This is a genomic window from Verticiella alkaliphila, assembly GCF_018904615.1.
Lineage (GTDB): Bacteria > Pseudomonadota > Gammaproteobacteria > Burkholderiales > Burkholderiaceae_B > Verticiella > Verticiella alkaliphila.
Window position 1 is genome coordinate 1 of sequence record NZ_JADCNH010000037.1, and the last position, 13,935, is coordinate 13,935.

Here is a 13,935-nt window from a genome sequence, read left to right on the forward strand (position 1 = left end):
CTGGGCGAGTGGGTGGACGCGCCGTCGAGCGGCGGCCGCCCGCCGCTGCCGCCGGCACGCTGACGATCCTGGCCGGGGGCACCCCGGAGGCTGTCGCCGCTGCGCAGACGCTGCTGCAGGGCGTGGCGAGCCACGTCACGCACCTGGGCCCGAGCGGCGCAGGCCAGATGACCAAGCTTTGCAACCAGCTCATCGTGGCCGCCAACGTGATGGCGATTGCGGAGGCCACCGCGCTCGCACGCCGCGCCGGGGTCGATGCCGCCCGGCTGGCACCCGCACTGGCAGGCGGCTTCGCGGATTCCCGTCCCCTGCAGCTCTTCGGCCCGCGCATGGCCTCGCACACGTTCACCCCGCGCCTGGGTGCCGTCGAACTCATGGAGAAGGACGTCAACCTCGTCCATGCGCTGGCCCAGTCCGCGGGCGCCAACACACCCCTGCTCGGCCAGGTGGCCGCCCTCTTCGCCCAGGCGCGCGCAGGCACCGTCATCGATCCGCAGGGCGATCTGTCCCAGGTGATCCGACTCTTCGAAGCATGAGACCCCTCGCATGACATCCCCCACGCCCACGGACAAAGTCGTCGTCGTCACCGGCGGCGCCTCCGGCATCGGCGCCGCGTGCGTGCGCCACTTCGCCCAGCAAGGCTGGCGCGTCGTCGTCAATTACTTCCTCGAGAGCGAACGCGACACCGCGCACGAGCTGGCGGCGCTGGGCCGCGGCATGGCGGTGCAAGGCGACGTCAGCCAGGACGCCGACTGCAGGCGCATCGCCGCCGAGGCACAGACGGCCTTCGGCCGCATCGACGCGCTGGTGAGCAGTGCCGGCACGACGCGCCTCGTACCGCACACCAACCTGGATGCGCTCACGCTGGAGGATTTCCTCACCACCACGCCGTGAACACGGCCGGCCCCTTCCAGATCGCCCGCGCGTGCGCCCCGCTGCTGACGGCCTCTGGCGACGGCGCCATCGTGATCGTGTCGTCCTACGGCGCCATGTATGGCACGGGATCGTCGATGGCCTATGCCGCATCCAAGGGCGCGACCAATACGTTGACGATGTCGCTGGCTCGCGTGCTGGCGCCGCACGTACGCGTGAACGCCGTGTGTCCGGCCTTGATCGCCGACGGCTTCGTGCAGCGCCTGGATCCCGTGCTTTTCGATCAGCGCGCCGCGCATCAGGTCTCGCGCGCACCGCTGCGCAAGGTGGGCAAGCCGTCCGATGTCGCAGCCGACATCTATTGGCTCGCCGCCGGCGCCTCGCTCATCACTGGCACGGTGATCTCGCTGGATGCGGGGCTGCATTTGAACGGCGACGGCTGAGGCGCGCCGGGGACGGCGGGACGATGCGCTACCATCTGCGTCTTCGTACCCCCCGCCCTGCCCCGCATGCGCCTCGACAAATTCCTCTGCGAAAGCACCGACTTCACCCGCTCCATGGCCCGCTCCGCGCTCGCGCGCGGCGAGATCACGGTCAATGGCGAGGTCGTCAAACGCGCGACCTACGTGGTGCAGGACACCGATGCCGTCGCCTGGGAGGGTGAGCCGCTCGCCATCATCGGGCTGCGTCACCTGATGCTCAACAAGCCCGCCGGCTACGAGTGCACCAACAAGACCAGCCAGCATCCGTCCGTCATGGATCTGCTGGACGTGGAAAAGCGCGAGCGCCTGCACACGGTGGGCCGGCTGGACGTGGACACAACCGGCCTGCTGCTGATCACGGACGACGGCCAGTGGACGCACCGCGTCATCTCGCCGCGCCACCAGACGGACAAGGTCTACCTGGCGACGCTGGCCGAGCCGTTGCCCGACGACGCAGTGCAGCGCTTTGCCGATGGCATGCTGCTCAAGCACGAGGACGAAGCCGTGCTGCCCGCCCATCTGGAGGTGGTCGACCCCACCACGGCGCGCGTGACGGTGCAGGAAGGCAAGTATCACCAGATCAAGCGCATGTTCGGCGCGCTCGGCAACCGCGTCGTGACGCTGCACCGCGAACGCATCGGCAGCGTCGTGCTGGATCCGGATCTCGCTCCGGGCGAGTCGCGCTACCTCACGGATGCCGAAGTGCAATCGCTGGGCGGCATGGAGCCTGGGGAGACGGCCTGATGCGTGCCACGCCGACGGCGTTGCCCGACGTCATCATCATCGAACCGCAGTTCTTCGGCGACGCGCGCGGCTTCTTCTTCGAGAGCTTCAATGCACGGCGCTTTGCCCAGGCCACAGGCTCGGAGGCGGGCTTCGTGCAGGACACGCATGCCCGCGCGCCCCAGGGCGTGCTGCGTGGCCTGCATGCGGTGGGCGGCCAGGGCTGTCTGATGCGCGCGACGGCAGGCGAAATCTGGGCCGTGGCCGTCGATCTGCGTCGGCCATCCGCCACCTGCGGCCACTGGGTCGGGGTGACCTTGTCGGTCAACAACCGCCGACAGCTCTGGATCCCGCCGGGCTTCGCGCACGGCCACGTCGTGTTATCGGAATTCGCCGAGGTCGTCGAGCAGATGACCGCGGCCGAGGCGCCTCTGGATGTGCGCTGCATTCGCTGGGACGATCCCACGCTCGCCATCGACTGGCCTTTCGACGGGCAGCCGCTGCAATCGGCCGAGGACGCAGCGGGCCTGGACCTGGCGCAGGCCCTGCGCGACTGAGTCCGTCGCGGATGAGGCTTGCTGAAACGGGGCGTCACGCCAGGGGCACGTGCAGTCGTCCGTCGCCTCTCACGTCAGCGGCTGGCCGCCGTGTCCTGCGCCGCATCACCGCCCACGGCGTCCTCACCACCCAGCTCGCGCACCAGCGCCTGCGTCTGCTCGATGATCACTCGCCATGCCCAATGCGCGACCAGGGTCGCATCATGGTCGCGACGCTCGAGATCGCCCTGCGTGAGCGCATCCTGCAGCGCGTCGCCCAATGCCGCGAAGTGCGCGACGCTGTCCAGCGGCTGGGGCTTGTCCATCGCCTTGGCGCGGATCGCCTGCGCCAGCCGCCGGGTATCCTCGCAGTAGGCGTGCGCCAGATCATCGAACAACGGCGCCAGGCGCTGGCAGGCATTGGCCGTCAGGGGCGTGTTCGTCGCGCGGTCCAGCACCGGCACGGCCCGCCACAGCTCATCGACGCGACGCAGGATGTCTTCGCCCAATCGCGCACGCCGCAGGCCGCGCAACGGGCTCGACGACGCCTGCATGAGCAGATCGCGCGCAGCCTCCGAGGCCGGATCCACGGTGCTCCGTGAATCCAGGCGCGGGCTCGCCTCGCAATTGGTGAAGGTGGCGGCGCAATCCTTCAAGACCGTACCGAGCTGCTCGACCGATTCCGCCAGCTTGTGCCGGGCACGCCGCCGCGCCGAGCTGGGCAGCACGATCACCGACGCCAGCACGCCAGAGACGGATCCCGTGATGATCGCCAGCACCTTGTCCCACGCGCCACCCAGCGCATCCGGTTCGGGTGCCACCGTGAGGATGGCCACGGTGACGAGGCCATAGCTGAGGCTCGGCCAGCGGATCACCAGAAGGCTCATGAGCCCGACGCCCAGCGCCATGATGGCCACCTGTGGCCACATCGTGCCGAGCCCGGCGAGCAGCGCAACGCCAAGCAATGCACCCGCGACGGCACCCGTGACCCGACTGGCGGCTTCCCATAGCGTGCCATCGAGGGTGCCCCGGACGACGAACAGGGCGGAGAACGCCGCCCAGCTCAGGTCGGGAAGACGGAGGGCCACCGTCAGGACATAGGCGAGCACCACGGCGACCACAGTCTGCAGCGACAGCCGATAGCTGTCGCGCCATACCCACTGGCGCACGGCCTGCCACCGGCCGCGCCAATCACCCTGAAACCATGAAGAAAGAGCCACGATTGGTCCTGCATCCTGCGCGTGCCATGAAGATGCACGCACCGGATGCAAACACCGGACCTGGCTAGTGCCAGCGGCGGCGCAGGCGGCGCCAGCCAATCACGATACCGGTACTGCTGAGCACGAGCCCGCCCAGGCTGAGCAGGATCAACACGACGTCCCAGGCCGGACGCCGACTCAGCAACGGCAGCCAATCCCAGCTATGCAGCAGGGAGAACAGCCAGCGGCTCGCCCGATTGCTGCGATCGAGCTTGCCGATGACCTGGGCCGTGTCCGGATCGATATGCACCCAGGTGGCATGCGCGTCATCGAAGACGGCCCGCCACACCGGCAAGGGGCGCTCCCGTCCCCCGGTCATGGTGTGCGCATCGCGGCTGTAATAGTAGAAATCCTCCTGCGTCAGCACATCGATGCGTACCGGCACATCCGGAATCAAGCGCGCCGCGGCCTGCCGGACCGTCGCGTCATCCAGCGCCACCGGCGTGGCATCGCGCATGGCCAACAACGTCGGCGCTCCCGTCGCACGCTGGGCTTCGACGACGTCCTCGCCCACGGCACGCCGCCAGCGCAGCTCCCGTACGTCGCCCCTGGCCGCGGCCAGCAGCGTGGCCGGGCTGGCTTCGTCGCCACCGATGAGCAACGGGCCTCCCTGCATGCGTTCCACCTGCAACGCCGGCGCGCCCGAGCTGAAGATGCGCCAGGGATTCATGGACATGAGTCCACTGAAGATCCAGGTGAGTGTGATGCCGGCAAAGAGCAGGCCGGTGATGTGGTGCCAGCGCATCATGCGCCCGAGGTAAGGCGAGCGCGAGCCGCTACGGTAGGGCCGGGCAAAGCGCCAGCGCTGGATGCCGACGTACGTGCCCGTCAGGGTGAGCGCGATCCCGAGGATCGACAGCCCGTTCACAATGTCGGTCCAATAGGCATCGAAAAGGTTGCCGCGGAAGGGGTACAGCCAGTGGATCCAGGCGCCGAGATAGTTCCAGCCTCGCTCGGTGCGCGTGGCCTGGCGCACCACTTCACCCGTCAGGCTGGAGATGTACAGGCGGGTATCTGCGCCGTCATCGGCGTGGATCCGGTGCAACGGCCGGTGGGCGTCGAGCGCACGCGAATGCGTGAAGGCGTCCTCGTCCACCGTGTCACGGTAGGCGAGTGCCACCCCCTCGCCGGCGAAGGCCTGCGCACTCGCCAGCGCCTGCGCGCGATCCACGGTCTCCAGCCGTGCACCGGTGACAGCATCGATCACCCAGGTGCCCTGGGCGTGATTCGCCACATACACCGGCACGCCACCACTGGCTGCGGCCAGGCGCAAGGACGCGAGCGTGCCCGCCAGGCCCGCCGCATCGAGCGCGTCGCGCGGCGCGAGCCAGTCCGGCGCGGCCTGCGCCGACAACACAGGCAGGTGCTGCAGGCGTTGCGTCTCCGTGAGCTTGGGATAGCCCACGTACATCATCACCACGCCGGAGACGAACCACATCGCGAATAGGACGCACAGGCCGATGCCCAGCCACCGATGCGTGAGAAACAGCCATCGCTTCACGGACACGCGTCGGGCCTCCCGTCAGAACGCCACGCGCAGGGCGAGATCCGCCGTGCGGGGCGCGCCCAGATAGACCTGACCGGTACTCGCGTTCGCTGCATACACCGTGTCCGTGACGTTGCGCACCCGGGCCGTGAGCGACACGTCGCGGTTCACCTGCCAGCGCAGGCCCACGTCGAGCAGCGTGTAACTCGGCCAGCGCAGGGTGTTGGCCGCATCTGCATACACCGAGCCCACGTGTCGCACGCCGGCGCTCGCCTGCCACTGCGGCGTGATGTCATAGGCTGCCCACAGATTGGCCACCACGGCGGGCGTGTTGGTGGGCCGGTTGCCCGCGACGGACACGCCGCCCTGCTGGAAGGTCTCGTATTGCGCGTCCACGTAGGCCACGTTGCCCTGCACGCTCCAGCGCGCCGCCGGTTTGACGCCCACGCTCAGCTCGACGCCCTTGGCCGATTGCTCGCCCACGAGCACGGTCAGGGCCGAGTTCACCGGATCCTGCGTGGCGATGTTGCGGCGGGTGATATGGTACGCCGCCACGGTGGCCGTGCCCTTGCCGTCCCAGAAGTCGAGCTTGCTGCCGACTTCCACCTGGCGCCCCGTGGAGAGCTCAGTGTTGTCGCGGATGTTCGCGAACGTGGCCGTGGACAGCACGCCGCCGGGAGGATCGGCCGCGGTGGCGATCTGTGCGTACACGTTGGCTGTCGGTGTCACGTCCCAGATCAGGCCGACACGCCCGGTCGTGGGCCGGTAGGTGCGTGCAAGATGGCTCGGGCTTGCCGCCGAGATCTCCCGATGGTTGGTGGCGTCGAGCCGGATGCGCTCGTGGCGCAGCGCCGTCACGAGATGCACGTTCGGTACCAGCGCGGTTCGGTTCTCCAGATAAACTGCCGTGGTCGTGATGGCATTGGTGCGGTCCGCCCGAAAGCCCGGCGTCATGCCCGGGATGTTAAAGAAATCTTCCACCGCGAAGTCGAAGGGATCGACCGTGCTAACCGTGCCGGACAGGCTGTTGGGATAGCGCGTCTGCAGGTTGCGGCTCACATCCACCCCGAACGCCCAGGTGCTGCGATGGCCTGCCAGCGAGCCGTCGTACACCCCTTCCAGCCGGTTGCCCACAACGCGCTGCCAGTGGCGCTGCAAGAGCGCCGCGCTGCGGATGACGGCTGCGTTGTCGGCCGAGAGCCGGTAGGTCTCGACGTTGCGGTAATCGCGCACGGCGCGATAGCCATAGGCGGTGTTCGTCAACGTGAGCGCATCGCTCGCCTGCCAGCGCGTGACGGAGCGCAGCCACTGCACGCGCTGGCCGTAGACGCCGTCGGCGCTGTTGTAGTTCTTGAAGCGCAAGCCGCGATCGACGCGCAAGGTGCCGTCCGCGGGCTGGTTGACCGGCGTGCCCCAGTAGGGGCGGTCCACGCGCTCATGCTGGTACTCGTAGGCCAGCGTATGTCGCAGCCGTGGTGTCAGGTCCGCGCGCCATGACGCCGCAAGCTGGGTGGCGCGGGCATCCGTGCCATCCGTCCAGCGCCCACCCTTGCGGTGGTTCACATCCAGGCGCAGGTAGTGATCGCCTGAGCCCGTGCCATCGCCCGCCACGCGCCGGTTGAACCCGGCCGACGTCTCGACCAGGCCATGGGTGCCGAGGCGGAGCTGCGCCTCCTCACGATCCCCGGGCTCGGCCAGCTTGCTGATGACGTTGATCGAGCCGCCCACGCCCCCCGCACCGAAGAGAAAGCTCGACGGCCCCCCCACGGCCTCCACGCGCTCGACGATCCAGCTGTCCACAGGGCGCGCGGCAATGCCGTACTTCACGTCGATGCCATTGAAAGCTTGGCTGATGGAAGTGCCGGAGAAGCCCCGATAGGTGACGCCGACGTTGCCCGGTGCATCGTGGGCCGTCACGCCGGGAATGGCGCGCAGGGCTTCCTGCGTGTCCTGGGCGCCGCGCGCCTCGATCACCTCACGCTCGACCACGGTGACGGTGGCGGGCGTCTCACGGGGCGTGAGGCCCAGCCGACTCGCGCCGGCGGTGACCGCGTCCAGCGGCAGGCGGCCATTGGGTTCGACAGGCTCGGGCGCGGCCGTGACTTCAACGGGCTCGAGGGTGGGGACGACAGCAGTCTGGGCGTGCGCCAGCGGCACGCAGGCCTGCGCGGCCACGAGGCCGGCGGGCAGGAGGAAACGGCAAGGCATGAAAAAACCCCGGGAGCGATATCGGAGGAATCCGGTGCGCGCTCAGGCGCGGCACCGGGCGATGATCATCAGCCGAGGTGGGAAGGTGGAGCGCGCGGGCCCAGCGGCGGGCCGTGCGCTGGCAACGGAGGACGAGACGTCGGCGCGGCGAACGCCAGGACGACACGGCTGGCCAGTGGCAGCGACACCGCGGGAGCGACATCCGGCAAGATGGCCTGGGCCGCGAGGATGCCGAATGGGCACTCCGCCATGGCGGCATCTTCGCCCGCGGCCGCGTGGTCCGCGTGGCTGTCGAGCACGGCCAGCGAGAGCGTCTGCATGCCCCCGCCCGCCGTACAGAAGGTGATCTCCAGCTTGCCCGCGCGCATGGCCTCGAATGCCGGCATGTAGCCCGTGGGCACGAAAGCCCGGGCAACCAGTGCCAGCAAGGTGAGGCAGGCCCACAGGTGCCAGGATGACACCCGCAGACGCGGCGAGGGACGGGAGAACGACATGGGCGAGGATTCTATCAGCGGCTCGAGCCCGCGGCCCCCGCGCGTGCGCGCAGGCGTCGCGCCTGGCGCAACAGCAACCGATAGGTGACGAAGCCGCTGAACGGCGTGCTGTTGACCAGGCGCCAGGCGGCGATGGCGCCCATCAACCCGAGGGCCGGTGGGACGACGCTGATCTCGGCCACGCCCAGGCCGACGGCGGCGGCCTGTGCCGCGCAGGCTGCGCCGCCGATCAGGGGCAGCCACTTGGCCAGCCGCAAGCCCAGCGTCAGCCCTTGGGCCACCAGCAATCCCGTCAGTGCGCCGACCAGACCGCTGGCCAGACAGGCCGCCAGCATCCGAAGCGTCTGCGTGTTCCGGGATAGGCCCATGGAACCGGTCGTGAACCCCAGCAGCAGCCCGCCCAGGACCGTACCCAACAGCAGGATGAGCAAGGGCTCGGTCCAGATGGACGGCGTGGCGGCACTGGCCGACGGACGCGAGAACTGGGCGATGAGGGGCGCGGGCATGCTCGCACCGGTGTCAGCACGACATTGGACGTCCACATGACGTCCGCGTGCGATCAGCGTGTCGATGCGCCACGCGCGCCACACGCCATTGTCCCCAGGAGCCATAGCCGCACGCCTCTTTCCGAGTGTCAGGAGCCAGTCAACGCACGCCGATCAAGTCGCTGCGGCACGGTAGGGGCGCGGCGCCATCGGTACGACCGCCCCGAACAGCTCAGTCTCAGCGCGATGGCAGACTGTGCAGTTGAGCAGTCGCAGCAGGCAAAGCGCCACCCAGAGCGGGAGCGTCCGTCCCCTCAATGCGGGTGATGCCCGCGCTCCAGACCACCGAATACTGGCCAAGATGACGCTTTCTCTCCAGTGCGCCAGCGATGGCCCGCTCGAGTGAGGTAAGAATTGCCTGACCAGTGGCTGAGGACGGAACGACGGGAGAGGTCATGTCGGGCTCTGCGATGCCGCGAGCAGGAGTTGGTAGAAGGCCGGCTGCAGGATGTGCCGGTTCTCGCCCTGCTGCTCGAACACCGGCTCGGGGTGTTCGCCACCATTGAAAATGCAATGGCACTGGGTCACAGCATAACTGAAATGCTCGAGAAGATTGACCAGACTTCGGCTGAACCGGCGCTCGATGTCGTGCTGTGGAACATCGTGCCCACCATGGGCCACGCGCTCGGCCACTCGCAACCGCGACATCTCGCGGCTCGGCAGCGCGAGATACACCATCTCCACACGCCAGCCCGCTTCACGAAGGCGCTGGACCAGGCGCAGATAGCCACGTCCGGCGAGCGTGGTTTCAAAGGCGAAATCCTCGCGCCCAGCAACGCACCTCGCGAGCGCATGCAGAAACACCCGGCTGGCGCTGTGCTGAGCGCGTGCGGGAGCGAGTGGAGACAGACCCGCGGCGATGAGATCGGCGTTCAGGTATTGATGGCACTTTGCCACCTCAGGCAGGAAATCCAACGCAAACGTCGTTTTTCCTGCCCCGTTCGGGCCGGCGATGATCCAGCAGGTCGGCATGCGACAGCGTGGGTGGGTCAGAGGAAGATCGAGCCTAGCACACGCCACCCATGGGCATGCCCCTTGCGCGCATGGAGCCATCTGCCACCAGACGATGGAACGCCCATGAAGACGACCACACCTTGGCGCGCGCTGCTTGCCGCCGCCCTGATGACGCTCGGTGCCGCCGCCACGGCCGGTGAGGCGCCGGACGGTAGTGCTGCCACCCCCGGCCCGGGCGAATCGCGTCAGGCCAATCCCGGCGGCACCACGGAAGGCGTGAATCCTGCCGCCGCGCCGGCTGGCAAGGGGATGGGCGGTAGCGCAGGCAGCACCGGCGGCGCAGGCGAGCGCGCCCAGGGCGCCCTCGGCAGCACGCGGGAGTCGCCCAGTGGCGGCAGTACCGGCATCACCCCGCGCGAGGCCGAAGCCATGGCCGAAGGCGCCCAGAAGACGCCCACGCCTCCCCCGGGTGCGACCCAGGGCGCTGGCGCAGACGCCGCCCCCAAGCGCTGAAGCTCAACCCAGACCGCGGGCGGCGTCAGTGCCCGCCACCGCCCACGGGCAGATGACGCAGCAGCACACGCGCGCCGAGGGCGGTGGCAAGGGCAATGGCAGCACCCACCGCTGCGTTGGCGTGCAGGGCCACGGTGAACGCGTGCCGGGCAGAAGCCAACACCGTATCGCCACCCGTGCCCAGCGTGGAAGCCAGCGCGAGGGCTCCACTGAGCGTTTCTGCAGCCTGCGCTGCGGCAGCCGGCGGCAATGACGCCAGGACATCGCCCATCTGCCAGCGATACACAGCCGCCCCCAGGCTGCCGAGAAGCGCGATCCCCAGCGCCATGCCGAGCTCGGCGGCCGTTTCGGAAATAGCCGCCGCGGCGCCGGCGCGTTCGGGCGGCGCACTGCCCACGACGAGGTCGGTGCCCATGATCATCATCGGCATCACGCCCACGCCCATCACCACACTGCCCAGCACCGCAGGCCAGGGTGAGATCTCGCCCGCAATCGCCATGATGCCGAAACCGGCCACCGCCACGAAGAGACCGCGGGAGACCAACACCGCCGGGCGCAGGCGGCGGGCCAGCACCGGCACGACTGCCGCCCCGGCCACCTGAACCAACGCCGCCGGCAGCATGACGACGCCGGCGCGCAAGGGGGTGAGCCCGATCACGCCCTGCAGATACTGATAGATCATGAGCCAGGTGCCCGACAGGGCGACCAGCGTCAGCAGCACGGCGCAGACGGACGCCGTGAAGGCGCGGTTGGCGAACAGATCGAGATCGAGCATCGGATCGGCCAGGCGGCGTTGACGACGCACGAACACCCAGCCCAGCAGCAACGCGGCCACAAGCGCCACCAACGCGGCGAGCGATCCTCCATGGCGGGCCGCATCCTTCAGGGCGTAGATCCCGCTCAACATCACCGCCACGGACAGCAAGGCGCTGCGCACGTCTAGCCGGCCCGCCTGCGTATCGCGGAACTCGGGCAGCACGATCGGGCCTGCGATCAGCAGCAGCACCATGACCGGCACGCCCAGCAAGAACACGGCGCCCCACGAGAACACGGCCAGAATGGCCCCACCCACCAGCGGCCCGATGGCACTGCCCACGATGAAGCCCGTCATCCACACCGTGATGGCGAGCGTACGTTCGTCATCGCGCCGGAACATGTTGCGGATGAGCGATAACGTGGATGGCATCAACGTGGCCCCTGCCACGCCGAGCAACGCACGCGCGACGATCAGGGCCGTTGCGCTGTGGGCATACGCGGCAAGGATCGAGGCAAGGCCGAATGCCACGGCCCCGGTCAACAGCAGACGCCGACGACCGATGCGGTCGCCCAGCGTCCCCATGGTGACCAGGAACCCGGCAATCATGAACCCGTAGATGTCGAGGATCCACAGCAGCTGCGCGCTGGTGGGTTTGAGATCGGCCGCCAGCAGCGGTACGGCCAGATGCAGGACGGTCATGTCCAGTGCCAACAGGATCGTGGGCAACACGAGGACAGCCAGACCCCACCACTCACGACGTGTTGCTCGAGGGATCGGGGTTTCAGACATGACAGACTCCAGACAGCGCATTCGGGCAGTGCCCGCGGGAGGGCGATTGTAGGGCCAAGTGCCGACCGGTCCGTGACAGCGGGGCGTCCCGGGTCGAGAGCGCCTCATTCTCGCCAGGCCTGCAATTCCTGCCATCGGGTGTTCCCGCCAGCCGGCCCGTTGCGTCACCTGCGGAACACGAAACGCCCCCCGACAACATTCGTAGCGTCTCTTACCTCTCGGTACGCCACCGTGGAGCAAACGCTGCGCAAAACCCCCACACGCTTCAAGGCGGTTACAACATCCCGTTGCATGAACCTTTCATTTCGCTTGCAATGGCTGCGAATGACGGAAGATGCGAACACATTCACCGGAGATCACGGCGAACGTGGAACACCCTTTGCGGAAGCTCTCCCCGACGGATGCCACTTCAGGTTCCCGCACTGCTGACAGGAGATCTGCCCTATGCAACGTACCGCCCTCGCCTTCGTGCTCTCCGCCGCTTTCGCCGCTCCGGTGGCCCTCGCGCAGACCGCAGACCCGGCCATGAATGCCCCCGCCGGCCAAGCCGCACCGGCCGCCACCACCAATGCCGCGGGCACGCCCGCCGCCAATCAGGCTGCTAATCAAGCCGGTGAGTGGAGCGCCGAAGAGCGCCAGCAAGCCACGACCCGTCTGGGCGTTGGCAGCGATGCCCCGGACCGTGATGCCGCGCAAAAGCGCCAGGTGGCCGTGAGCGACCTGAACGGCATGGACGTCTACAACACCCAAGGTGAAGAGATCGGCTCGGTGAGCGACGTTGTCGCTGACGCCAGCGATTCGCACTTCATCGTGATCGGTCAAGGCGGGTTCTTCGGCATCGGTGAAGACCGCGCCGCCCTGCCGCTGGACCGCTTCTGGATTCAGGATGACCGCCTCGTCGTGGCTGGTGTGACCGAAGACGACATCGGCAACCTGGGCGACGTGCGCACGGGCGACGATGAAGCCTACTCGTCGGTCGACAACGACACACAAGCCGAAGTGGCCGTCTGGGAAGGCGAACTGCCCGACGCGGCCTGAAACGCAGATCGCGAGCGTCCTGACGCTCGCGAGCTATGAGCAGATCGGCGTAGCCTGGGGGGCGCCGTCTGCATCATCGGAAAGGCCGGACAATGTCCGGCCTTTTTTGCATGACGGCATGGCGATTGCTCAACGGTGGCACCTCACGGAGCCCGCCATGCCCACCCTATCCATCCAGCCCCTGGCCTTTCGTCCCGAGTTCGAACAGATCCCAGAGGACGAGGGCAAGACCACCGAAGAATTGATCGCTGCCCTGCGCCGCATCCTCGAGACCACGGCCTCTGACGAAGGGCGTGGCCTGCGCGCCGTGCATGCCAAGAGCCATGGCGTGGTGACAGGCGAACTCGAACCCTTGCCCGGGCTGCCCGAGGCTTTGGCCCAAGGAATCTTTGCCCAGCCCGGTCCGCATCCGGTCATCCTGCGCTTTTCCACCAACCCCGGCGATCTGCTGCCGGATACGGTGTCCACCCCACGCGGGCTGGCGATCAAGATTCTCGGCGTCGCGGGTGAGCGTCTGCCCGGCAGCGAGGGCGACACCACGCAGGATTTCGTGCTCGTCAACGCGCCAGCCTTCGCGGCACCGACACCGAAGAAGTTCCTGGGCAACCTCAAGCTCCTGGCGGGCACCACGGATAAGGCGCCGCGCGCCAAGGCGGTGCTGTCGGCCGTCCTGCGTGGCGTCGAATCTGCCGTGGAAGCGGTGGGCGGCGAAAGCGCCACCCTGAAGAACCTCGGCGGCCATCCGCCCACGCACATCCTCGGCGAGACCTTCTACTCCGCCGTGCCGATGCGTCACGGCCCTTACTACGCCAAGCTCAGCATCGCCCCCGTGGATCCGGCGTTGGTGGCACTGACCGACCAGAAGATCGACCTGGCCGGACGGCCCGATGCGTTGCGTGAAGAGGTCGATGCGCACATGGCCCGCCACGGCGGGGTATGGGAAGTGCGCGTGCAGCTTGCGACCGACATCGAACGCATGCCCATCGAGGATGCCTCCGTGGTCTGGCCCGAGGACGTGAGTCCGTACGTGGCAGTGGCGCGCATCACGGTGCCGTCCCAGCCGAGCTGGACGCCGGCCCGTGCCAAGGCACTGGACGAAGGCCTGGCGTTCAGCCCGTGGCATGGCGTGGCCGAGCATCGCCCCCTGGGCGGCATCATGCGCACGCGCAAGCCTGCCTACGCGATGTCCTCGGCCTTCCGTGGCCAACGCAACGGCTGTCCGATGCACGAGCCGCGCGATCAGGTGCCTCTGTCGGAATGAGCGGCCTGGGACCGAAT

General features: G+C 68.3%; 13 protein-coding genes and 1 pseudogene. 7 read left to right on the forward strand and 7 right to left on the reverse strand.

The genetic code is table 11. From position 1 onward, the window contains the following. The 4 genes and pseudogenes from IMZ29_RS18100 to rfbC all read left to right on the forward strand — a co-directional run. The coding region (locus IMZ29_RS18100; protein ID WP_216186695.1) for an NAD(P)-dependent oxidoreductase at positions 1-536 on the forward strand (536 nt) is incomplete at its 5' end. A 10-nt stretch (positions 537-546) separates the two neighbouring features. Continuing rightward, a pseudogene (locus IMZ29_RS22920) lies at positions 547-1,316 on the forward strand (SDR family NAD(P)-dependent oxidoreductase). A gap of 66 nt (positions 1,317-1,382) precedes the next feature. Beyond that, complete coding sequence (rsuA, locus tag IMZ29_RS18115) at positions 1,383-2,099, forward strand: 16S rRNA pseudouridine(516) synthase RsuA (RefSeq protein WP_216186701.1); 717 nt, start codon at positions 1,383-1,385, stop codon at positions 2,097-2,099. Beyond that, positions 2,099-2,635 (forward strand): dTDP-4-dehydrorhamnose 3,5-epimerase, encoded by a 537-nt coding sequence (gene rfbC / locus IMZ29_RS18120; protein ID WP_216186703.1) that lies wholly within the window; start codon positions 2,099-2,101, stop codon positions 2,633-2,635. Before rsuA ends, rfbC begins: the two co-directional genes overlap by 1 nt. A gap of 74 nt (positions 2,636-2,709) precedes the next feature. On the opposite strand, the gene IMZ29_RS18125 is transcribed toward rfbC, so the two are convergent. The 6 genes from IMZ29_RS18125 to IMZ29_RS18150 all read right to left on the reverse strand — a co-directional run bounded on the left by IMZ29_RS18125 (position 2,710) and on the right by IMZ29_RS18150 (position 9,659). Further along, on the reverse strand, positions 2,710-3,834 hold the full coding sequence (locus tag IMZ29_RS18125; RefSeq protein WP_216186705.1) for an FUSC family protein: 1,125 nt from the start codon (positions 3,832-3,834) through the stop codon (positions 2,710-2,712). A 64-nt stretch (positions 3,835-3,898) separates the two neighbouring features. Further along, complete coding sequence (locus IMZ29_RS18130; protein WP_216186707.1) at positions 3,899-5,380, reverse strand: PepSY domain-containing protein; 1,482 nt, start codon at positions 5,378-5,380, stop codon at positions 3,899-3,901. Between the two features lie 15 nt (positions 5,381-5,395). Then, positions 5,396-7,567 carry a TonB-dependent receptor gene (locus tag IMZ29_RS18135; protein WP_216186709.1) on the reverse strand — a complete coding sequence of 724 codons (2,172 nt, stop codon included), beginning with the start codon at positions 7,565-7,567 and terminating at the stop codon, positions 5,396-5,398. A gap of 68 nt (positions 7,568-7,635) precedes the next feature. Beyond that, the gene (locus IMZ29_RS18140) at positions 7,636-8,061 is read right to left on the reverse strand and encodes a DUF2946 family protein (protein ID WP_216186711.1); all 426 of its coding nucleotides are present in this window, start codon (positions 8,059-8,061) and stop codon (positions 7,636-7,638) included. A 14-nt stretch (positions 8,062-8,075) separates the two neighbouring features. After that, positions 8,076-8,672 (reverse strand): hypothetical protein, encoded by a 597-nt coding sequence (locus tag IMZ29_RS18145; RefSeq protein WP_216186713.1) that lies wholly within the window; start codon positions 8,670-8,672, stop codon positions 8,076-8,078. A gap of 327 nt (positions 8,673-8,999) precedes the next feature. Then, complete coding sequence (locus IMZ29_RS18150; protein WP_256445197.1) at positions 9,000-9,659, reverse strand: ATPase; 660 nt, start codon at positions 9,657-9,659, stop codon at positions 9,000-9,002. 24 nt (positions 9,660-9,683) lie between these two features. Here IMZ29_RS18150 and IMZ29_RS18155 point away from each other — a divergent pair, with 24 nt between their 5' ends. Further along, positions 9,684-10,073, forward strand: a complete 390-nt coding sequence (locus tag IMZ29_RS18155; RefSeq protein WP_216186717.1) for a hypothetical protein — start codon at positions 9,684-9,686, stop codon at positions 10,071-10,073. A 25-nt stretch (positions 10,074-10,098) separates the two neighbouring features. Here IMZ29_RS18155 and IMZ29_RS18160 read toward each other — a convergent pair whose 3' ends face one another. After that, positions 10,099-11,631 carry an MFS transporter gene (locus IMZ29_RS18160; protein ID WP_371820345.1) on the reverse strand — a complete coding sequence of 511 codons (1,533 nt, stop codon included), beginning with the start codon at positions 11,629-11,631 and terminating at the stop codon, positions 10,099-10,101. Between the two features lie 432 nt (positions 11,632-12,063). Here IMZ29_RS18160 and IMZ29_RS18165 point away from each other — a divergent pair, with 432 nt between their 5' ends. Both IMZ29_RS18165 and IMZ29_RS18170 read left to right on the forward strand, forming a co-directional pair. Continuing rightward, positions 12,064-12,657, forward strand: a complete 594-nt coding sequence (locus tag IMZ29_RS18165) for a PRC-barrel domain-containing protein (protein WP_216186721.1) — start codon at positions 12,064-12,066, stop codon at positions 12,655-12,657. Between the two features lie 157 nt (positions 12,658-12,814). Further along, the gene (locus tag IMZ29_RS18170; protein ID WP_216186723.1) at positions 12,815-13,918 is read left to right on the forward strand and encodes a catalase family protein; all 1,104 of its coding nucleotides are present in this window, start codon (positions 12,815-12,817) and stop codon (positions 13,916-13,918) included. The last annotated feature ends 17 nt before the right edge of the window (positions 13,919-13,935 follow it).